At 68.9% G+C, this 21,101-nt stretch carries 21 protein-coding genes and 1 tRNA gene; 13 read left to right on the forward strand and 9 right to left on the reverse strand.

The window, feature by feature from the left end; all coding sequences use genetic code 11:
* Positions 1 to 208: 208 nt before the first annotated feature.
* From KDM41_11115 to KDM41_11130, 4 genes are read left to right on the forward strand one after another with little or no spacing between them, the layout of a single operon-like run.
* The gene (locus KDM41_11115; protein MCB1183973.1) at positions 209 to 1,759 is read left to right on the forward strand and encodes an acyl-CoA carboxylase subunit beta; all 1,551 of its coding nucleotides are present in this window, start codon (positions 209 to 211) and stop codon (positions 1,757 to 1,759) included.
* 9 nt (positions 1,760 to 1,768) lie between these two features.
* Entirely contained in the window at positions 1,769 to 2,119 is a 351-nt protein-coding gene (locus KDM41_11120; protein MCB1183974.1) for an OadG family protein, read from the forward strand.
* 31 nt (positions 2,120 to 2,150) lie between these two features.
* Positions 2,151 to 2,558 (forward strand): acetyl-CoA carboxylase biotin carboxyl carrier protein subunit, encoded by a 408-nt coding sequence (locus KDM41_11125; protein ID MCB1183975.1) that lies wholly within the window; start codon positions 2,151 to 2,153, stop codon positions 2,556 to 2,558.
* A 3-nt stretch (positions 2,559 to 2,561) separates the two neighbouring features.
* On the forward strand, positions 2,562 to 3,689 hold the full coding sequence (locus KDM41_11130; GenBank protein ID MCB1183976.1) for a sodium ion-translocating decarboxylase subunit beta: 1,128 nt from the start codon (positions 2,562 to 2,564) through the stop codon (positions 3,687 to 3,689).
* 126 nt (positions 3,690 to 3,815) lie between these two features.
* On the opposite strand, the gene KDM41_11135 is transcribed toward KDM41_11130, so the two are convergent.
* The 8 genes from KDM41_11135 to KDM41_11170 all read right to left on the reverse strand — a co-directional run bounded on the left by KDM41_11135 (position 3,816) and on the right by KDM41_11170 (position 11,748).
* A complete protein-coding gene (locus KDM41_11135) occupies positions 3,816 to 4,406 on the reverse strand; it encodes a DUF4252 domain-containing protein (GenBank protein MCB1183977.1) in 591 nt (196 codons plus the stop codon).
* A complete protein-coding gene (locus tag KDM41_11140; GenBank protein ID MCB1183978.1) occupies positions 4,403 to 4,993 on the reverse strand; it encodes a zf-HC2 domain-containing protein in 591 nt (196 codons plus the stop codon). Before KDM41_11140 ends, KDM41_11135 begins: the two co-directional genes overlap by 4 nt.
* Complete coding sequence (locus KDM41_11145) at positions 4,990 to 5,538, reverse strand: sigma-70 family RNA polymerase sigma factor (protein ID MCB1183979.1); 549 nt, start codon at positions 5,536 to 5,538, stop codon at positions 4,990 to 4,992. Before KDM41_11145 ends, KDM41_11140 begins: the two co-directional genes overlap by 4 nt.
* A gap of 169 nt (positions 5,539 to 5,707) precedes the next feature.
* Positions 5,708 to 6,238: a biotin/lipoyl-binding protein gene (locus tag KDM41_11150; protein ID MCB1183980.1), complete on the reverse strand. Its 531-nt coding sequence runs from the start codon at positions 6,236 to 6,238 to the stop codon at positions 5,708 to 5,710.
* A 13-nt stretch (positions 6,239 to 6,251) separates the two neighbouring features.
* Positions 6,252 to 7,793, reverse strand: a complete 1,542-nt coding sequence (locus KDM41_11155; protein ID MCB1183981.1) for an acetyl-CoA carboxylase biotin carboxylase subunit — start codon at positions 7,791 to 7,793, stop codon at positions 6,252 to 6,254.
* Positions 7,794 to 9,350 carry an acyl-CoA carboxylase subunit beta gene (locus tag KDM41_11160; GenBank protein ID MCB1183982.1) on the reverse strand — a complete coding sequence of 519 codons (1,557 nt, stop codon included), beginning with the start codon at positions 9,348 to 9,350 and terminating at the stop codon, positions 7,794 to 7,796. It lies immediately after the preceding gene.
* 101 nt (positions 9,351 to 9,451) lie between these two features.
* A complete protein-coding gene (locus KDM41_11165) occupies positions 9,452 to 10,873 on the reverse strand; it encodes a response regulator (protein ID MCB1183983.1) in 1,422 nt (473 codons plus the stop codon).
* A 149-nt stretch (positions 10,874 to 11,022) separates the two neighbouring features.
* Entirely contained in the window at positions 11,023 to 11,748 is a 726-nt protein-coding gene (locus KDM41_11170) for a hypothetical protein (protein MCB1183984.1), read from the reverse strand.
* A 263-nt stretch (positions 11,749 to 12,011) separates the two neighbouring features.
* On the opposite strand from KDM41_11170, the gene KDM41_11175 reads away from it, so the two are divergent.
* The 6 genes from KDM41_11175 to KDM41_11200 all read left to right on the forward strand — a co-directional run bounded on the left by KDM41_11175 (position 12,012) and on the right by KDM41_11200 (position 18,278).
* Positions 12,012 to 12,812 carry an enoyl-CoA hydratase/isomerase family protein gene (locus KDM41_11175; protein ID MCB1183985.1) on the forward strand — a complete coding sequence of 267 codons (801 nt, stop codon included), beginning with the start codon at positions 12,012 to 12,014 and terminating at the stop codon, positions 12,810 to 12,812.
* A 129-nt stretch (positions 12,813 to 12,941) separates the two neighbouring features.
* Entirely contained in the window at positions 12,942 to 13,172 is a 231-nt protein-coding gene (locus tag KDM41_11180) for a ferredoxin family protein (GenBank protein MCB1183986.1), read from the forward strand.
* Positions 13,173 to 13,239: 67 nt separating this feature from the next.
* Positions 13,240 to 14,301, forward strand: coding sequence for a 3-methyl-2-oxobutanoate dehydrogenase subunit VorB (locus KDM41_11185; protein MCB1183987.1), 1,062 nt, complete (start codon positions 13,240 to 13,242; stop codon positions 14,299 to 14,301).
* Between the two features lie 110 nt (positions 14,302 to 14,411).
* Positions 14,412 to 15,716, forward strand: a complete 1,305-nt coding sequence (locus tag KDM41_11190) for a 2-oxoacid:acceptor oxidoreductase family protein (protein MCB1183988.1) — start codon at positions 14,412 to 14,414, stop codon at positions 15,714 to 15,716.
* Positions 15,717 to 15,810: 94 nt separating this feature from the next.
* Positions 15,811 to 16,941, forward strand: a complete 1,131-nt coding sequence (locus KDM41_11195) for an alanine dehydrogenase (GenBank protein ID MCB1183989.1) — start codon at positions 15,811 to 15,813, stop codon at positions 16,939 to 16,941.
* Between the two features lie 5 nt (positions 16,942 to 16,946).
* A complete protein-coding gene (locus KDM41_11200) occupies positions 16,947 to 18,278 on the forward strand; it encodes an acetyl-CoA hydrolase/transferase family protein (protein ID MCB1183990.1) in 1,332 nt (443 codons plus the stop codon).
* A gap of 7 nt (positions 18,279 to 18,285) precedes the next feature.
* On the opposite strand, the gene KDM41_11205 is transcribed toward KDM41_11200, so the two are convergent.
* Complete coding sequence (locus KDM41_11205; GenBank protein ID MCB1183991.1) at positions 18,286 to 18,657, reverse strand: Hpt domain-containing protein; 372 nt, start codon at positions 18,655 to 18,657, stop codon at positions 18,286 to 18,288.
* Positions 18,658 to 18,801: 144 nt separating this feature from the next.
* On the opposite strand from KDM41_11205, the gene KDM41_11210 reads away from it, so the two are divergent.
* The 3 genes from KDM41_11210 to tig all read left to right on the forward strand — a co-directional run.
* On the forward strand, positions 18,802 to 20,202 hold the full coding sequence (locus KDM41_11210; GenBank protein ID MCB1183992.1) for a sigma-54-dependent Fis family transcriptional regulator: 1,401 nt from the start codon (positions 18,802 to 18,804) through the stop codon (positions 20,200 to 20,202).
* A 79-nt stretch (positions 20,203 to 20,281) separates the two neighbouring features.
* A tRNA-Leu gene (locus KDM41_11215) sits at positions 20,282 to 20,366 on the forward strand.
* 25 nt (positions 20,367 to 20,391) lie between these two features.
* Positions 20,392 to 21,101 (forward strand): trigger factor (gene tig, locus KDM41_11220; protein MCB1183993.1); only part of this gene is annotated, 710 nt, incomplete at its 3' end.

Genomic DNA, 21,101 nt, shown 5'->3' on the forward strand with positions numbered 1-21,101 from the left:
GCTTGGGGGCAATATGATGCGCAAGTAATTACAGAATATCTATTTAAGGGTTGAGTGGTCATGTTTCGCGTGAATGGGAATTGAGCATGTCAAAAATTTGACAATTAGGGAATGGGTGTTACCTATGCGGTGAGCGAACGTGGTGGGCCCCGGTCGGGAAGGCGAGAGACCGGGCGGGGCCCGATTCCTCCCGCGACAGGACGGCACCATGACCGACCCCCGCATCCAGGATCTGCGCGACCGCAAGGCCCGGCTCTACCGGGGGGGCGGTGCCGAGCGGATCGCGAAGCAGCACGCCGCCGGCAAACGGACGGCCCGCGAGCGCCTGGCCCAACTCTACGACCAGGACACCTTCAGCGAGACCCACCCCTTCATGCAGCACCGCTGCACCGACTTCGGCATGGCGGGCAAGGACCTGCCCGGCGAAGGTGTCGTCACCGGCTACGGCCTCGTCGACGGCCGTCCCCTGTACGCCGTGAGCCAGGACTTCACCGTCGCGGGCGGCGCCGTGGGCGAGGCGACCGCCCGCAAGATCGCCGACCTGCAGGACGACGCCATGAAGACCGGCGACCCCATCGTCTTCATCAACGACTCCGGCGGCGCCCGCATCCAGGAGGGCGTCGACGCCCTCGCCGGCTACGGCGACATCTTCTACCGCAACATCCTCGCCTCGGGCGTCGTGCCGCAGATCAGCATCATCAGCGGTCCCTGCGCCGGCGGCGCGGCGTACTCGCCCGCCCTGACCGACTTCATCATCCAGGTCCGGCACGAGGGCCAGATGTACATCACCGGCCCGAGCGTCATCAAGCAGGTCACCGGCGAGGAGGTGACCGCCGAGCAGCTCGGCGGCGTCGAGAGCCACTCCCACTACTCGGGCGTGGTGCACTTCGTGGCCGAGAGCGGGGGCGAGGGCATCGCCATCGCCAGGCGCCTGCTGTCGTTCCTGCCCAGCAACAACACCGACGAGCCGCCCTTCCTCGAACACCTGCACGACGAGCTGGTCGGGCCGGACGAGGCCATGAACGGCCTCATCCCGGCCAGCAGCCGCGAGGCCTACGACATGCACCGGGTCATCGAACGCGTGGTCGACCGGGCGGACTTCCTCGAGGTGCAGACCCACTTCGCGCCGAACCTGATCATCGGCTTCGGTCGCATCGAGGGGGCGACGGTGGGCGTCGTGGCCAACAATCCGAGCCACAAGGCGGGCGTGCTGGACATCGACTCCTCGGTCAAGGGCGCGCGCTTCATCCGCTTCTGCAACGCCTTCAACATTCCCCTGGTGACCTTCGTCGACGTGCCCGGATTCATGCCCGGCGTGCAGCAGGAGTACGGCGGCATCATCCGGCACGGGGCCAAGATGCTCTTCGCCTACGGGGCGGCGACCGTCCCCAAGATCACCATCGTCGTGCGCAAGGCGTACGGCGGCGCCTACCTGGCCATGTGCGCGCGCAGCATGGGCGCCGACCGGGTGGCGGCCTGGCCCACGGCCGAGATCGCGGTCATGGGCGGCGAGGGGGCCGTGAACGTGCTCTACCGCAAGGAGCTGGCCGAGGCGGCGGACCCGGCCGCGCGCCGGGCCGAGCTGCTCGCCGCGTATGCGGCCCGCTTCTCGACACCCTACGCCGCGGCGGCGAGGGGCATGGTCGACGACGTCATCGAGCCTTCCGAGACGCGGGCCTACATCGCTCTCGGCCTGGAGATCCTCAAGTCCAAGCGGGCGATCCGGCCGGAGAAGAAGCACGGCCTGATCCCCCTGTAGGAGGGCGCCGTGTCCGGAGCGATCACCGCGGAGATGGCGACCCTGGCCGTGGCCGGGATCCTCATCGTGTTCGCCGTGCTGGCCCTGATCGCGTTGATCGTGGGCCTGCTCAAGCGCTGGGACGAGCGCTGGCAGGACCACGAGCGGCGGGTCGAGGCCACGGCCGTGTCCCGCGAACAGACCATCGATGCCACCACCCTCGTGCTGATCACCGCGGCGGCGGCCACGGTGGTGCAGGGGCGTTTCCGCGTCCACCGCATCCACCGGCTGCTCTCGCCGCGGCGCCGACGGACCCCCTGGTCGGCCCACGGCCGCCTGACCCTGCAGGGGTCGCACGCCGTGCGCCGGCGCAACACCTGAGGCGGCCGCAGCCGCCGAACGAGGAGACGACATGAAGCTCAAGATCACGGTGCATGGCGTGGCCTACGAGGTCGAGGTCGAGGTGCTGGACGCCCAGGACGAGATGCTCGCGCCGGGACAGCCGCTGCCGCCGCCGCCGGCGATGGCGCACGGACCGGCGGCGGTCGCGACCGCGGCGACGTCGCCCGTGGCGCCGCCGTCCGGTTCGCCGGCCCTGGCGGGCGACGATGCGGGTGTCGCCTCGCCCATCGCCGGCACGGTGCTCGAAGTGAAGGTGCGCGTCGGCGACCAGGTCGCGGCCGGCCAGGAGGTCGTGGTCATCGAGGCCATGAAGATGGAGACGGCCATCGCCGCGCCCCGGGCGGGACGGGTCAAGGCGGTCCCCGTGGCGGCCGGCGACTCGGTCCGCGAGACCCAGCTCCTGGTCGAGTTCGAGTAGCCCATGGACGTGTTGTGGGACTTCCTGCAGGTCGGCGTGGTCGGCAACTTCACGTGGGGCAACATGGCCATGTTGGCCATCGGCGCGGTCTTCATCTGGCTCGGCATCGCCCGCGACTACGAGCCGCTCCTGCTGGTGCCCATCGGCTTCGGCATGCTGGTGGGCAACATTCCCCTGGCGCCGGGCATGAACGTGGGCATCTACGAGTCCGGCTCGGTGCTGAACGTGCTCTATTCGGGCGTCACCCAGGGCTGGTATCCGTCGCTGATCTTCCTGGGCATCGGGGCCATGACCGACTTCTCGGCCATGCTGGCCAACCCGCGCCTGATCCTGCTGGGCGCGGCGGCCCAGGCGGGCATCTTCCTCACCTTCGCCGGTTCGCTGCTGCTGGGCTTCCCCGCGCGCGACGCCGCCGCCATCGGCATCATCGGCGGCGCCGACGGGCCGACGGCCATCTTCCTGTCGAGCCAACTGGCGCCGCACCTGCTCGGCGCCATCGCCGTGGCGGCCTACAGCTACATGGCCCTGGTGCCGGTGATCCAGCCGCCGATCATCCGCCTGCTCACGAGCCGCGAGGAGCGGCGCATCCGCATGAAACCCTCGCCGCCGGTGAGCAAGCGGCTGCGGATCATCTTTCCCGTCGTCGCCTTCGTCCTGTGCGCGATGATCGCGCCGGGCGCCATCTCCCTGCTGGGCTTCCTCTTCTTCGGCAACCTGCTCAAGGAGAGCGGCGTCACCGAACGCCTGGCCAAGACGGCCCGCAGCGCCCTGATCGACATCGTCACGATCCTGCTCGGGCTGTGCGTGGGGGCCTCGACCGACGCGAGCCGTTTCCTGACGCCGGCCTCGGTGAAGATCGCCCTGCTCGGGGCCCTCAGCTTCTGCGTGGCCACCGCCGCCGGCGTGCTCTTCGCCAAGCTGATGAACGTCTTCCTGCGGGAGAAGATCAACCCGATCATCGGCGCGGCGGGGGTCTCCGCCGTGCCCGACAGCGCGCGGGTCTGCCAGATGGTGGGCGCGAAGGAGGATCCGCAGAACTTCCTCATCATGCACGCCATGGCCCCCAACGTGGCGGGCGTCATCGGCTCGGCCGTCGCCGCCGGCGTCTTCCTCTCGAGATTCGTCTTCTAGCCGTCGACCGGTCGTCGCGTTCGGGCGGACGGCCCGGACCGGCCGGGTCGCGCAGCGAGAAAAAGGGCCCCCCGCGGGGGGCCCTTTTCGCCGAGGCCGGTCCGAGCCGTCCGCCCGAAGGCGCCGCTACTTGTCCTTCTCGACGTTGACGTGCACGCCGTCGACCTCGTCGAGGTTCTCGAGCATGGTCTGCCACGACTCGTCCTCGAATTCCTTGACGAGCTTGAACATGGTGCCGATGTCGAGGTCGCCCATGACGTTCACGAAGGCCACGGAATCGTCGGGCTCGTAGGTCACGAGCATGATCCCGACCATGTTGCCCGCGTCGTCGTACTGGGTGCTGACACTGACGGTCTCGTCGTCGTCCTTGAAGTAGATCAGGCGCTTCCAACCGTCCTTCTCGAGGCGCTCGGTGACCTTCGCCACGGCGGAGGCCGCGGTGTCGTCGCGTCCGTCCATGCTCCAGCTCTTCACGCGCACCGACCTGATCATCTGCAGGGCCTTGAGCAGGGCCGGATCCTGGTGTTCCTGGCTGGCGGCGATGCCCAGGAGCATGGCGCCGAGTTCGATGTCCTGGATCTCGTCGGCGTCGGCCGGGATCCTGATCCATTCCAGATCCATGTAGCCGCGCTGGCCCTTCAGGTCGTCGGCCAGGGCCTGCCCGGCGAGAGAGAAGGTGAGCAGGCAGAGCCCGACGAGCATGATGTTGCGTTTCATCCTTGGCCTCCAGTGTCGGATGCGCCGTTGGCGCCGTTGGGAGTGTGGGCATCAGGAGCATGGGGCGACCGCAGGGAACCGCTCACGGCTCCGGGCAGGCGATCGCCGAAGACTTCGGTCATGGTGCGGGTGCGGCTGCGGTCCAGGACCCCGGCCGTCAGGGCCAGCACGTTGATGACGTCGCGGCGGGCCTGGTCGACCTCCGCCTGGGTGTAGGCACCGTGTCCGGCGGGCGCCGCGGCGGGTCGGCCGTCGCGCAGGGCGGGCACCAGGACGAACAGGGCCAGGGCCGCGGCCACGAGGCCGCTGGTGGCCAGGCGGAGCCACGGTCGCGGCGCGCCGCGACCGCGGTCGGCCGGGATGTCGAGCGGCAGCAGCGCCGCCAGGCCGCGGGTCACCGCGTCGGGGCACGGCGCCACGGGGAGCGAGCCGAGCACGGTGCGCAGGTCGATCTCGCGCGCCAGTTCCTCGCGGCAGCCGCCGCAGGCGGACAGGTGGGCCTCGAGGGCTTCGCGGCGGTCCCGGGGCAATTCGCCCGCGGCGTAGTCCGCCAGGTGGATCTCGTAGAACTCGCAGTCGCGCATCATCCGATTCCCCTCCTGGCCTGCGGCGGAATCTCGGCGGCTGTCAGGGCCGACCGCAGGCTCTTGCGGGCACGGTGGATCTGCACCTTCAGCGCGCTGACGGACTTGCCCAGCGCCTCGCCGATCTCGTGCAGCTTCATGTCCTGGAAGTAGTGCATCATCATCACGGTCCGCGTCTCGGGCGTCAGGGTGTCGAGGGCGGCGAGCAGGCGCCGCTGGCGTTCGTCGAGCACCACGCCGAGGCTCGGATCCGCGGCCGGCCCCTGCTCGGCGACCAGGTGGTCGACGGCATCGGGATCCGGCTGGCCGAAGTTGTTGCGCTGGGCCCGGCGGCGCCGGGCGTGGTCGATGCACAGGTTGTGGGTGACCCGCGTCAGCCAGCCGCCGACCTTCTCAGGGTCGATCTCGGCGTAACGGTCCCACAGCTTCAGGAAGGCCTCCTGGGTGACGTCCTCGGCCTCGTGGGGGTCACGCAGGCTGTAGAGGGCCACCGAGTAGATCCGGTCCTTGTGCTGCGCCAGCAGTTCTGTGAAGACGTGTCGTTCCATGGTAACGGCATAGACGGATGGGGGCGGGCCGGGTTACACCGGGCAAGGGGAAATTCGTCCCGCGCCCGGATGATCCGGCCCAGCGCAGGCCTATGATATTGTGGGACATATGGTTGAATAAAACGGCCCCCGCGCCGGGCGGGGGCCGTCCGGGAAGCCGGAGCGGCCTTCAGCCGGCCGTCTCGGGCTCGATGACCACCAGGACGTCGCCCGGATTCACCGACTGTCCGGCGCCGACGGGAATCTCCCGCACGGTGCCGGAGACCGCCGCCGTCAGCTCGTTCTGCATCTTCATGGCCTCGACGACGATGACCGGATCGCCCAGGTTCACCCGGTCGCCCAGGGCGACCTTGATCTCGACCACGAGGCCGGGGATGTCGGCGGCGATGGTGCCGCTGCCGGCGCCGCCGCCGAGGCTCTCGAGGGCCTGCGCCTTGAGCTCGTCCATCACCGTCAGGGCGACCGGACGACCGTTCACCGTCACCTGCAACTGGCCGTTGCCGTTCACGCCGGTCACGTGCACCAGGTGCAGCCGGCCGCCGTAGCGGATCGAGATGGCCTTCCCGTTGAGGACGGGGCGGTAGTTGACGGGGGTCAGCTCGCCGTCGTCGACCTGGACCGCGGTGTCCCGGCCGTCGCGCGCCACCACGGCCCCGCGCTGCTCCGGTCCGATGTTCAGGACGTATTTCTTCTTGAGCACGGCGGATCCTTTCTCAGCGGTTGCCGGTCATGGTGCGGCGGGCGTTCAGGCGCCAATTGCTCGCGGGCGCGGCGACGGCGCCGTCCGACCCGGCGGCTCCCGTCCGGCGCATGGCCTCGAACAGGGCCGAGGCCGCGATGATCGCCTCAGTGGTCTCCCCGTCCAGCTCCGGCAGCCAGTCCGCGGCGTCGAAGCATTCGCCGACGAAGGCCGTCGTGTAGGAGCCGTCGACGAAGGCCGGCTGGTCGAGTACCCAGAGGTGGAAGGGCAGGTTGTGCACCGGCCCGTGCAGGGTGAACTCGCGCAGGGCCCGCTTGCTGCGGGCGATGGCCTGGGCGCGGTCCTCGCCCCACACGATGAGCTTGGCCAGCATGGGATCGTAGTGGATGGGCACGTCGAAGCCCTCGTACACGCCCGTGTCCAGGCGCACCCCCGGTCCCGTGGGCGGGGTCAGGGCTTCGATGCGGCCGATCGAGGGCGCGAAGTTCCGCGACGGATCCTCGGCGTAGAGCCGGAATTCGAGGGCCCAACCGCGCTGCTGCAGCTCGTCCTGCGTGTAGCACAGCCCGTCGCCCTGGGCGATGAGCACCTGCGCCCGCACCAGATCGGTGCCCGTGACCATCTCGGTCACCGGGTGCTCCACCTGCAGGCGGGTGTTCATCTCCAGGAAGTAGAACTCACCGCCGGGCGCGAGGATGAACTCGACCGTCCCCGCGCCACGGTAGTCGATGGCCTCGGCCGTGCGCACGGCCGCCGCGCAGATCTCGGCCCGCAGCGCCGGCGACAGGGAGGGGGAGGGGCTCTCCTCGATCACCTTCTGGTGGCGACGCTGCACCGAACACTCGCGCTCGAAGACGTGGACCGCCCGGCCGCGGCCGTCGCCGAGCACCTGCACCTCGATGTGCTTCGGATTGGTGATGTACTTCTCGACGAAGACGGCGTCGTTGGCGAACGAGGCGCCCGCCTCGCCCATGGTCTGCCGCAGGGCGCTGGCCATCTCCCCGGCCTCGTGCACCACGCGCATGCCCTTGCCGCCACCGCCGGCCGAGGCCTTCAGCAGCACCGGGTAGCCGATCTCGTCGGCGATGGCGATGGCCACCTGCGGGTCGGTCACGGCCTCGTCGGTGCCCGGCACCACGGGCACGCCGCTCGCGCGCATCTTGCGCCGCGAAGCCAGCTTGTCGCCCATGACCTCCATCATTTCCGCCGTGGGCCCGATGAAGACGATCCCCGCCTCCTCGACCGCGCGGCTGAACGGCCCGTTCTCCGAGAGGAAGCCGTAGCCGGGGTGGATGGCCTCGGCGCCGGTCTTCTTCGCCGCGGCGATGATCTTCTCGCCGACGAGGTAGCTCTCGGAAGCCGGAGCGGCGCCGACGTACACGGCCTCGTCCGCCGAAAGGACATGCAGGGCGGTGCGGTCCACGTCGGAATACACGGCCACCGTGGCGATGCCCATGTCCTTGAGGCCCTGGATGACGCGCACGGCGATCTCGCCGCGGTTGGCCACGAGGACCTTGCTGAATCGTTTCGTTGCGCTCACGTCCCGTCTCCGCATCTACAGGGGGATGTTGCCGTGCTTCTTGGGCGGCAGCGACTGCTTCTTGCCCGCCAGGTTGTTCAGGGCGGTGATCAGGCAGGCGCGCGTGTCCGCGGGCTCGATGACGTCGTCCAGGTAGCCGAGTCCGGCGGCGATGAACGGGTTGGCGTAGGTCTCGTTGTAGTCCTCGACCAGCTTCGCCCGCTCGGCGTCCGCATCGTCGGCTTCGGCGAGGGCCTGCCGGTAGAGGATGTTCACCGCGCCCTCGGGCCCCATCACCGCGAGTTCCGCGCCGGGCCAGGCCACGTTGTAGTCGGCCCGGATGTGCTTGCTGTTCATGACGTCGTAGGCACCGCCGTAGGCCTTGCGCGTGATCACCGTCAGCTTGGGCACCGTGGCCTCGCAGAAGGCGTACAGCAGCTTGGCGCCGTGGCGGATGATGCCGCCGTACTCCTGCTCGGTGCCGGGCAGGAAGCCGGGCACGTCCTCGAACACCACCAGCGGGATGTTGAAGCAGTCGCAGGTGCGCACGAAGCGCGCCCCCTTCATGCTCGACGGGATGTCGAGCACGCCGGCCTGGAACTTGGGCTGATTGGCCACGATGCCCACGGGCTGGCCGTCCAGGCGCGCGAAGCCGCAGATGATGTTCTGGGCGTGGCGCGGCTGGACCTCCATGAAGTCGCCCTCGTCCACCACGAGCCGGATCACGTCGAGCATGTCGTAGGGCTTCCGGCTGTCGTCCGGGACGATGCCGTTGAGTTTCTCCTCGCGGCGGTCCGGCGCATCGTTGGGCACGATGCGCGGCGGGTCCTCGAGGTTGTTCTGGGGCATGAAGCTCAGCAGCCGCCGGGTCATCAGCAGGCAGTCGGCGTCGCTGGCCGCGGTGAAGTGGGAGACCCCGCTCTTGGTGGCGTGGGTGTTGGCGCCGCCGAGTTCCTCGAAGGTCACGTCCTCGTTGGTGACCATCTTGATGACGTTCGGTCCGGTCACGAACATGTAGCTCGTCTGGTCGACCATCAGGGTGAAGTCGGTGATCGCGGGCGAATAGACGGCGCCGCCGGCGCAGGGGCCGAGGATGGCCGAGATCTGGGGGATCACGCCGCTGGCCATGGTGTTGCGCCAGAAGATCTCGGCGTAGCCGGCCAGCGAGCGCACACCCTCCTGGATGCGGGCGCCGCCGCTGTCGTTCAACCCGATCACGGGGCAGCCGTTCTCGAGGGCCTGGTCCATCAGGCGGCAGATCTTCAGGGCGTTGGCCTCGCTCATGGAGCCGCCGAAGACGGTGAAGTCCTGGGCGAAGACGTACACCTGACGGCCGTCGATGCGGCCGACCCCGGTCACCATCCCGTCGCCCACGGGCCGGCTCTTGTCCATGCCCATCTCGTGGCTGCGGTGGGTGACGAAGACCCCCGTCTCCTGGAAGCTGCCCTCGTCCAGCAGCAGGTGGATGCGCTCACGGGCGGATAGCCGTCCCTTGGCATGGATCTTCGCGATCTTCTCGGGTCCGCCGCCGGCGTGGGCCTGGGCCCGCAGCGCATTCAGACGTGCGAGGCGGTCGTTGAAGGAATGGGCCATGATCTTCCTCGAAGGGGGAGGGGATGGGGTCAACACGTTGCGAATTCTAGCAGAAAATCCGCCCTTGCCAAGAGTTGCTCACGGGTTTTCGAAAGGCGGGATCAGGCGCGGCTCTCGCCCTGGCGCAGGACGACGCGGTCGATGAGCTCGGCCAGGTCGCGGTGGCTGGACGGTTTCAGGAGGAATTCGCCGATTCCGGCTTCGCGGGCCTGCTGCTCGTTGAAGCTGTCGCGGAAGCCGGTCAGCAGGATCACGGGGAGGTCCGGGCGCACGTCGTGGATGCGTCGGGTGAGCCGGACGCCGCTCATGTGGGGCATGATCTGGTCGGTGACCAGCACGTCGAAGATCTCCGGCGTGGCCACGAAGTCGTTCAGGGCGTTGCGGCTGTCGTTGTGGGTGACGACCCGGTAGCCGAGCCGGCGCAGGCCGCGCGAGAGGACCTTGCTGACCATCTCCTCGTCGTCGACGAGCAGGACCGTGGCTTTCGTGGCGGTCACCCGCGACGGCACCAGGGTGGGGCCGCTCACGACCGGCGTGTCGGCGTCGGCGACGACGGCGGTGGCCGGCGTGATGGCCGCCAGGACCGGACTCCGCGCCGGGGCCACGGAGATCAGCTCGGTCTCGGGCTGCGGCACGCTCCACGCAATGAGGGGGAAGAACAGGTCGAAGGTCGAGCCCCGGCCCACCTGGCTGCGCACGATGGCGGCGCCGTCGTGGGACTCGAGGATCCGGTAGACGGTGCTCAGGCCGATCCCCATGCCCTTGCCCTCGCCCTCGGCCCCGGTGAAATACGATTCGAAGATGTGCTCGAGGGTCGCCTGGTCCATGCCCCGGCCGTCGTCCCGGACCGACAGGCGGACATAGCTGCCCGGCCCCAGTTCCTGGGGGACGGCCTTGTGCCAGCCGGTGACGACCTCTTCCGAGAGCGTGACCTCGAGGGTGCCCCGCCCCCGCAGCATGGCGTTCATGGCGTTGCTCGCCAGGTTCATGAGGATCTGCTGGACCGCGGTCGTCGTGACGAGCACCGGGCCGCAGTTCTTGAGGTCGTCCTGCACCGTCACCGAAGCCGGCAGGATGTCGCGCAGCAGCTTGACCGTGTCGCGCACCACCGGCAGCAGTGCGGTGGGCTTGCGGGCCTGGTCGGCCTGGCGGTAGAAGTCGCTCAGCTCGCGCACCAGTTCGGTGGCGACGTGGCCCGCCTTCATGACCCGCTCGAGTTCGTCCTGCACCGGCGTCGCGGCGGGCAGCTCGTGGCTGGCCATGCGGGTGTGGCCGAGGATCACCGCGAGCAGGTTGTTCAGGTTGTTGACGATGCTGCCGGCGAGGATGCCGACGGCCTCCATGCGGTGGGCCTGCTTGAGCTGGGTCTCGAGTTGCCGGCGTCCCGTCTCGTGCTCCCGCGCCTCGGCGACGAGCCGGCGCACGCGCCGCCGCTGGCGCCGGTTGTCGAACCCGAGCCAGACCGCTGCGGCGAGAACCCCGAGAAGGGGCAGAAGCCATTCCAAATGCAGGTTTTCCGTCATGGGACCTCGAGGGAGAAGGCTGTGTATGGTCCTCAGACTACACGAGTTCCGGCATTTCGACAACAGATATCAGGGCCACCTGCGAAATAAGTGAGGGGCGGACCGGGTCCGCCCCTCGAGGCTCTACTGGAGGTTGGCGAACCGCTGCTCTAGCGGAACATCGCCTTGACCGAACCGAGCGAGATGTCCTCGACACCCACGGCGCAGTTCACGATGGGGATCCCATCGGCGTACGGCTCGAGCTTGAAGGCGCCGAACGTGTACGTGTAGATGCCGGTGGCGTTGTTGTAGCACTGGCCTTCCATCACGTCGGCGAAGTTGTAGAAGTAGTCGTCGAAGATCAGCACGGTGCCGTCCAGGGCGATCACGTTCCACTCGCCGAAGCCCAGGTCGAAGCCGGGGGGCACTTCCATGCCGTCCTGGATCGTGATCTGGACGCTCTCCCAGGGCTCGCCGTCGGCGATGACCTGGGCGGCGGTCAGCACGTACGGGGCCAGGGGCGCGCCGGAACCGGTCTGCAGCACGTAGCCGTACAGGCCGGCCGAGACCACGTCGATCTCGGTCATGTCGAAGTACTCCTTGATCTCGCCGCAGATCGACACGATGTCGCCGGGGGCCAGGCCCGGGTCGCCACCCGTGTAGACCCAGATGCCGCTGTACTCGCCGGTGGCGGGCTCGGCACCCGTGGGCACCTGCTGGCCCCAGAAGCCGATGGAGCGGACGGCCGTCACGATGACGTCGCAGGGCACGCCCAGCGTACCGGGAGCGTGGTTCACGGGATCGGTCTGGATGTCGAAAATGCGGTCGCCGCACGCCTGGGCGGCGCCGGCGGAAACGAGGATGACCAACAGAGTAGCGAGAGCAATCTTCTTCATTGAGGTCCCTCCAGTAACTTGGGCCGCACCCGGCGAGGGGGCGAAAAAACACGGAATCCCGTTGTTTTCCAGTCGATGCAGCGCAAGTTTCCGTTTGCGGCCGAAATTTGTTGTCGTGAAAAGCCCATTCCGAGCCTCGAAACGCACAATATCATGCAATCCGATGCCTGTCTACGAAAAAAAAGAGGATTTTGTGGTTTTGAGCCGCTTTTTCCATCTGTTAACATGCGCGGGCGGACGAGATCTCACGCAAGCACCTGCCAATGAAGGGACAAGGAGCCGTGGAGTACGCCAACATCCTCTGCCGGGTCGACGCCGGCATCGCCTCCGTGACGGTCAACCGGCCGGACAAGATGAACGCCCTGAACGCCGCGACCATCGGCGAACTGGACTGCTGCTTCGCGGCCCTGGCGGGTGATCCGGCCGTCCGGGTGGTCATCCTGACCGGCGCCGGCGAGAAGGCCTTCGTGGCGGGGGCCGACATCGGCGAACTGGCCGACCTGGCGGCCGGGGCCGGCGAAAGGCTGGCCGCGCGGGGCCAGGCCCTGATGAACCGCATCGAGAACCTGGGCAAACCGGTCATCGCGGCCATCAACGGCTTCGCCCTGGGCGGCGGTTGCGAACTGGCCATGGCCTGCACTTTCCGCTACGCCGCGGACGGCGCCAAGCTGGGGCTGCCCGAGACGGGGCTCGGCCTGATTCCGGGCTTCGGCGGCACCCAGCGCCTGCCGCGCCTGGTGGGGCGGGGGCGGGCGGCCGAGATGATCCTGCTGGGCAACATGATCGGGGCGGTCGACGCCATGGCCATCGGGCTGGTGAACAAGGTCTATCCCCGGGAGGAATTCGCCGATTCGGTGCGGCTCGTGGCCGAGGCCATCGCGGGCAAGTCGACCCTCACGACCCGCCTGGCCCTGCAGGCGGTCAACGACGGCCAGCAGGTCGACCAGGACAGCGGCTGCCGGCTGGAGGCGGCCCTGTTCGGGATCGCCGCGGCCTCGGCCGACGCCCACGAGGGGTGCGCCGCGTTCCTGGCCAAGCGCAAACCCGAATTCCGCGACAAATAGGACTTTCCAGGTCCATGAGACCCCGGCGGGGGCTGTCAATTATCTTTTGGGCGGCCCCCGCCGACCTATTATGTTAGCGACATAACAGCATCACCCGCGTCTCCTTCCCGAGCCCGAGAGGGGTGTTCCATGAGCGACCGGACTGCCGTTGACCTGCCCTCCATGGAAGTCAACGAGGAGCTCTGCAAGGGCTGCCAACTCTGCATCGACGTGTGCCCCAAGAGCGTCATCGCCATCAGCGAGAAGCTCAACAGCGCCAGCTATCATCCGGCGTACTACACGGGGGCCGACTGCACCGGCTGCGGGCTGTGCTTCTACGCCTGCCCCGAGCCGGGCGCCATCCGCGTCGTCAAGCCCTAGGGCCGCGATTCCGGCGGCCCGGGCCGCCGTCCTGTTCCGACGGATCCACAACACGGGAGAGAAGTCCATGGCCAGACAATTCATGAAGGGCAACGACGCGATCATCGTCGGCGCCCTGGCGGCCGGGTGCCGGGCCTACTACGGCTACCCCATCACCCCCGCCAGCGAGATCGCCCACGCGGCGGCCCAGCACTTCCCGGCTCTCGGCGGCGTCTTCATCCAGGCCGAGAGCGAGGTCTCGGCCATCAACATGGTCTACGGCACCGCCGGCATGGGGGTGCGCACCATGACCGCCTCGTCCAGCCCCGGCTTCAGCCTCAAGCAGGAGGGCCTGAGCTACTGCGCCGGCGCCGAACTGCCCTGCGTCGTGGTGAACATCGTGCGCGGCGGTCCCGGCCTGGGCAACATCGCCCCCGAGCAGGCGGACTACTTCCAGATCACCAAGGGCGGCGGCCACGGCAACTACCGCCTGATCACGCTGGCGCCGAACGGGGCGCAGGAAATGTGCGACCTGACCATGCTGGCTTTCGACCTGGCCGACACCTACCGCAACCCGGCCTGCATCATGGCCGACGGCATCACCGGCCAGATGATGGAGGTCGTCGAGATCCCCGAGGCCAAGCCGGTCCCGTTCGACCACAGCAGCTGGGAGGTCAGGGGCACCCCCGAGTCGTCCGGCAACCTGATCAGCTCGATCGTCCTCGAACCCGACGAGCTCGAGCGCCACAACCTGAAGATGGACGCCAAGTACAGGGACATCATGGCGAAGGAGGTGCGTTGCGAGGAGTACCGCACCGAGGATGCCGACCTGGTCGTCGTGGCCTACGGCGTGGTCAGCCGCATCGTCTACTCGGCCGTCGACGAGGCCCGGGCGGAGGGGCTGAAGGTGGGGCTGCTGCGTCCGATCACCCTCTGGCCGTTCCCGAGTGCCGCCATCGCGCGCCTGGCCGAAACGGCGCAGCGCTTCCTGGCCGTCGAACTCTCCACGGGCCAGATGGTCGAAGACGTGCAGCTGGCCGTGAACGGCCGGGCGCCGGTCCATTTCTACGGCCGCTGCGGCGGCATGGTCCCAGGCGGCAAGGAACTGCTGGCCGAGTTCAAGAAGGTCCTGGAAGGAGGCCAGTCGTGAAAACCTACGAGAAGAGCAACGGCTTCTACCAGGTCTTCGAGCGCAAGAGCGGGCCGGCCAAGGAGGCCACCCACTACTGCCCGGGCTGCGGGCACGGCAACATCCACAAGATGATCGCCGAGAGCCTCGAGGAACTGGGCCTGACCAAGCAGACCGTCTTCGTCTCGCCGGTGGGCTGCTCGGTCTTCGGCTACTACTACTTCGACTGCGGCAACTTCCAGGCGGCCCACGGGCGTGCGCCCGCGGTGGCCACGGCCGTCAAGCGGACCAATCCCGAGGCCATCGTCATCTCCTACCAGGGCGACGGCGACCTTGCGGCCATCGGCACCGCCGAAACGATCCACGCGGCCAACCGCGGCGAGAACATCACGGTGTTCTTCGTCAACAACGCCATCTACGGCATGACGGGCGGCCAGATGGCGCCCACGACCATGATCGGCCAGCGCTCGGCGACCACGCCCGGCGGTCGCGTGGAGGACCTCCACGGCAACCCGATCCGCATGGCCGAGATGCTGGCGACCCTGCCCGCACCGACCTACATCGAGCGCGTGGCCATCGGGCACAGCAAGCACATCATGAAGGCCCGCAAGGCCATCAAGAAGGCCCTGCAGATCCAGAAGGAGGGCAAGGGCTACAGCTTCGTCGAGATCGTCTCGGCCTGCCCCACCGGCTGGAAGATGGATCCGGTCCACGCCCGCGACTGGCTCGTCGACGACATGCTCAAGGTCTTCCCGCTGGGCGTGTTCAAGGACGAGAGCGACATCCGCGACGAGGGTGACTGGGATCGCCACTACGAGGACTTCGACACCGCCAAGGTGAACTCGTACCTCGACCGCATGAAGAGCGCCGTGGGCGAGATCGAGCCGAAGGAACTGCCCTTCGACCTGAACTGCAAGTTCGCCGGTTTCGGCGGCCAGGGCATCCTCACCCTCGGCCTCTTCCTGTCTCAGATCGGCATGAAGGCCGGCCAGAACGTCAGCTGGTTCCCGGCCTACGGTCCGGAGATGCGCGGCGGCACGGCCAACTGCTCGGTGAACCTGGCGAAGGACCGCATCGGCACGCCGCTCGTCGATCACCCCAACGTGCTGGTGGTCATGAACCAGCCCTCGCTCGACGCCTTCGAGAAGGACGTCGTCGACGGCGGCACGATCATCGTCGACACGACGGTGGTCGAGGGCAAGGCCGACCGCGGGCGCCTGAACGTGGTGGAGATCCCCGCCAGCGACATCGCCGACGAGGTGGGCACCGCGAAGGTGGCCAACGTGGTCGTGCTGGGCGCCCTGGTGGCCGCCACCGACGCGTTCACGCCGGAGTTCTGCGAGGACACCCTGCGGGCGATCATCAAGAAGAAGAGCCTGATCGACATGAACATGGAGGCCTTCCGGCGCGGCTACGACTACGTCCGGAAGAGCTAGCCGACGGGCCGACCGGGGCGTTGCCGCGTCCCGCGCTCCGGGCCGGCCCGCGCACGCCGTGGGCCGGCCCTTTCCTTCCGCAAGAGGTGCAGAGATGATCATCGGATTGCCGCGTTCCCTGACGCCCGACGAGTTCCGGGCGGCGTTGCCGCCCCGCGCCGTGGGCAACCTGACCCGCCTCGGCGCCGAGGTGCTGCTCGAGCGGGGCGCCGGAGCGGGCGCGGGCTTCGCCGACGACGCCTACGCCGCCGCCGGCGCGCGGGTCGTGGGCGAGGTGGACGAGCTCTATACCCGGTCCGACGTGCTGCTCATGGTGGACCGCCCGGATCCCGCGCGGCTCGACCTGCTGCACGAGGGCCAGGTCCTCATGGCCATGCTGCATCTGGCCGCCGGCGATCCGGCCGTGGTCGACGCCCTGCTCGCGCGCGGCTGCACGGCCATCGACTTCGCCACGATCCAGGACGAGCGCGGCAACCTGCCCGCCCTGCGGCCCCTGTCGCAGATCGCCGGCCGCATGGTGCCCCAGATCGCCGCCCGCTACCTGCAGACCGATCACGGCGGCCTGGGCATCCTGCTGGGCGGCGCCCCGGCCGTACCGCCGGCCGAGGTCGTGGTCATCGGCGCCGGCACCGTGGGGCGCAACGCCGTGCGCGCCTGCGTGGGCAGCGGCGCCCGGGTCACCCTGCTCGACACCGACTTCGACCGCATCAGCGAGATCGACTGGGCCTTTCCCGGCCAGGTCACGACCTTCCGCGCCAACGAGGCGACCCTGCGCAAGGTGCTCGGCTACGCCGACGTCGTGGTCGGGGCGGTGCTCATCCCGGGCAGCCGCACGCCGCACCTGGTGACCAAGGAGATGGTGGGCCTGCTGCGCGACAAAAGCCTCATCATCGACATCTCCATCGACCAGGGCGGCTGCTTCGCCACGAGCCGTCCGACGCGCCTGTCCGATCCGACCTACGTCGTCGACGGCATCACGCACTTCTGCGTGCCGAACCTGACGAGCCTGGTGGCCCGCAGCGCGACCTACGCCCTGACCAACGCCATCCAGCCGTACGTGACGGCCGTCGCGCGGGACGGGATCGCCGCGGCGGTGGCCGCCGACCCGCACCTGGCCCGCGGCGTCAACGTCCACGCCGGCCGCATCACCCACCCCGGGCTGGCCGCCGCCCGCGGCGTGGCCGCGGCGCCCCTCGTTCCCGGCGGCCCGGGAGGTGACGCATGAGCTGGATGTCCGTCTACCGGGAGCGCCTGTGCACGGCCGCCGAGGCCGTCGCCGGCATCGCGTCCGGCCAGACCGTGTACCTGGGCAGCGGCTGCGCCGCGCCCCACACCCTCATCGAGGCGCTGACCGCGCGGGCCGAAGAGCTGCAGGACGTGGAGATCATCCACCACCTGACCCTCGGCGCCGCCCCGTACATCGCCCCGGAGATGAAGGGGCACTTCCGCCTGAACGACTGCTTCGTCGGCGCCAACACGCGGGAGGCGGTCAACGAGGGCCGGGCCGACTACGTGCCCGTGCACCTGCACGAGATGGCGCGGCTCTTCCGCCGCCGCGTCATCGAGCTCGACGCCGCCCTGGTGATCGTCAGCCCGCCCGACGAGCACGGCTTCTGCTCGTTCGGCATCGAGGTGGGGGTCACCAAGCCGGCGGCCCTCGCCGCGCGGACGATCATCGCCGAGGTGAACCGCCGCATGCCGCGCACCCTCGGCGACAGCTTCATCCACGTCTCGAAGATCGACCGTTTCGTCGAGACCGACAACGATCTCGACGAGTTCCGGCCCGACCCGCCCACCGCGATCGAGCGGCGCATCGGGCAGCATGTGGCGGGCCTGATCCCCGACGGGGCCTGCCTGCAGCTCGGCCTCGGCGCCATCCCCAATGCCGTGCTGGAATTCCTCGGCGACCACCGCGACCTCGGCGTCCACACCGAGATGTTCACCGAGTCGCTGCCCGATCTGGTGCGGCGCGGCGTGGTCACCGGCGAGAAGAAGACGTTCCATCCGGGCAAGGTCGTGGCGGGGTTCGTCATGGCCACGCGCGAGGTGTACGACTTCGCCCACGACAACGCCCTGATCGAGTTCCATCCCACGGAGTACGTCAATCATCCCGTGAACATCGCCCGCAACGAGAACATGACGGCCGTGAACAGCGCCATCCAGGTCGACCTGACGGGGCAGGTGTGCAGCGACAGCATCGGCCAGCGGATTCACAGCGGTTTCGGCGGGCAGGCCGACTTCATGCGCGGGGCGGCCCTCGCGCGCGGCGGCCTGCCGGTGACGGCGCTGCCGTCGGTGACGAGCGACGGGAAGACTTCCCGCATCGTGCCGCTGCTCGATCCGGGCGCCGGGGTGGTGCTGACCCGCGCCGACGTGCACGTGGTGGTGACCGAGTACGGCGTGGCGCCCATGCTCGGCCGCAACGTGCGGCAGCGGGCCGAGGCCCTCATCGCCATCGCCCACCCGGATTTCCGGGAGGACCTGCTTGCCGCGGCCCATGCGCGGGGGCTGTACGGCCGACTCTTTCCCGGCGGGATCCCGGGCGGCGGCGACGCGGTGTGAATGCCGTCTAGGCGGGAGCGGTCAGCCAGTCGGTGAGGGCGGGCACGAGTTCCGCCATGGCCGCTGCGAGTTCGGCGGGGGCGCCCGACGGTTCGCGTTCGCGCGCCTTCAGCTCGTTCTCGAAGGCCCGCGCGGCGGCGTGGACGCGCGGCGCGCCCAGGTTGCCCGCCGTGCCGCGCAGGGCGTGGACCAGATGCAGGGCGAGGCCGAAATCGCGGTCGCCCAGGGCGGCGTCGATGCGGCTGACGTCGGCTCCGTGCTGCTCGATGAAGAGGCGCGCGAGCCGGCGCAGCAGAGCGGCGTTGCCGCCCATGTTGGCGAGGGTCGCGGCCAGGTCCAGGCCGGCGACGTCGGGCAGGGGGGCTGTGGTCGAGGTCATGCGCGTGCTCCCGGTCGGGGTCCGACACCCCTGATCGGACGGCTCGCCCGCTCGGTTGAGCGGATCCCCTCTGTTGACATTTTGTCTTTTCGGTGACAATTTGTCGCCGCAGGTGAGGCCCCTTTCCAACCCGGCCGGAGAACCATGAACGACGCGCACACACCGACCCCCGGACCGGCACCGACAGCCGGCGCCGACACCGCTCCCGAGAACGACGCCACGATCCTCGTGGTCGACGACGAGCCGGAACTGGGCCGGGCCCTGAGCAAGCTGCTCGGGCGGAACGGCTACCACGTGCTGACGGCCGGGAACGGCGAGGAGGGTCTCGCCCTGCTGCGCCAGAACGAGATCCATCTCGTGCTCACCGATCTGCAGATGCCGCGCATGGGGGGGCTGGACCTCCTGAAGGCCGGGCAGGTGGTGTCGCCGAGCACCGAGTTCGTCATCATCACCGGCCACGGCACCATCGAGACGGCGGTCGACGCCATGAAGTCGGGCGCCTACGATTTCATCGAGAAGCCGTTCAGCACCACGACCACGCTCAAGGTCGTGCGCAAGGCGCTGGAGAAGCAGAACCTCATCGCCGAGAACCGGCAGCTGCGCGAGAAGCTCGACGAGATGGAGGGGCTGAACTCGATCATCGGCAACAGCGACCCCATGCGCGCCGCCATCGACACCGCCCGCCAGGTGTCGCCGAGCAGCGCGACGATCCTGATCACCGGCGAGAGCGGGACCGGCAAGGAGGTCTTCGCCTCGGCCATCCATCGCTGGAGCGACCGGGCCAAGCGCACCATGGTGCGGGTCAGCTGCGCCGCCCTGCCGGAGACCCTTCTCGAGGCCGAACTCTTCGGCTACGAGAAGGGCGCCTTCACCGGGGCGGTGGCCCGCCGCCAGGGCCGCTTCGAGGCCGCCCACCGGGGCACGCTCTTCCTCGACGAGGTGGGGGAGATGACCCTCACCACCCAGGTCAAGCTCCTGCGGGTCCTGCAGGAGGGGGTCTTCGAACGTCTGGGCGGGCAGGAGGCCATCGAGGTCGACGTGCGGATCATCGCCGCGACCAACGCCGACCTCGAGCGCCGCGTGGCCGAGGGCACGTTCCGCGAGGACCTCTACTACCGCCTGAACGTCATCAATCTGGAATTGCCGTCGCTGCGCAGCCGCGGCGCCGACGTCGACCTGCTCGCCAACTACTTCCTGCGCAAGTACAACGACAAGAACGGCAAGAACCTGCAGGGCTACACGGCGGCGGCGCAGGAGGTGCTCGGGCGCTACGCCTGGCCGGGCAACGTGCGCGAGCTGGAAAACGCCATCGAACGGGCGGTCGTGCTCAGCAAGGGCTCTCTCGTCGACGTGGACGTGCTGCCGCCGGCGGTCGTCTCCGGGCGCCAGCGGGTCGATGCGGTGACGATCCCGGTGGGGACGCAGCTGCGCGACGCCGAGATGGCGCTGATCCAGGCCACCCTCGAGAGCGTCGACGGCGACAAGGAGACCGCGGCCAACATCCTGGGCATCGCGGCCCGCACGATCTACCGGAAAATGCAGTAAACAGGCGATTGGATGGCGCAGACGGCCTTTGGCCGCCTTGCTCCCCGCCCCGGTGCACACTATATTGGCGCCCACCGACGCGAGAGTGGCGAAACTGGCAGACGCGCAGGATTTAGGTTCCTGTGGGGCAACCCGTGGGGGTTCGAGTCCCCCCTCTCGCACCACGCTCAGAAAGACGAGGACCGGACCATGACCGAGAACCAGACCAACCCCGCCCCCCAGGGCCCCTTCAAGACGACCCTCGAGGCCCCCGAGAGCTGGAAGCGGGTGGTCAAGGCGGAGGTTTCGCGGGAGTACTACGACAGGGAGTACGCCGCGCGTCTGAAGAAGGCCGTCAAGAGCCACCAGAAGCCGGGCTTCCGCAAGGGGCGCACGCCCAGGGCCGTGGTCGAGAAGGAACTGGGCGGGTACCTGCGCATGGAGACGGTCGAGGCCCTGGTGCCGAAGGCCTGGATGAGCGCGGTGCTCGAGCACCGCCTCGCCCCGCTGACCGACCCGGCCCTGGAGAATCTCGAGTTCGGCGACGACGGCCCGCTGACCTTCGATCTCGTGGTCGAGGTGCGGCCCGAGATCGTCCTGGGCGACATCAACGAGATCCCGGTGAAGAAGCGCGCGGTCGAGGTGACGGACGCCGACGTGGACGAGGTGCTTGCCCGCCTGCAGGAGAGCCGCGCCACCTTCGCGCCCGTCGAGCGGGCCGCCGCCGAGGGCGACCAGATCACCCTCGACCTGGTGCCGGGGGCCTGGGAAGGCCAGGCCGACTCGGGCAAGGTCATCGCCGACCAGCGGTTCGTCCTCGGCTCGCCCAACAACATGGAGGCCTTCAACACCGGCCTCGTGGGCGTGAAGGCCGGCGAGGAGAAGACCGTCGAGGTGAGCTACGCCGCCGACCACCCCAA

This window comes from bacterium (assembly GCA_020440705.1).
Classification (GTDB): Bacteria; Krumholzibacteriota; Krumholzibacteriia; order LZORAL124-64-63; family LZORAL124-64-63; genus JAGRNP01.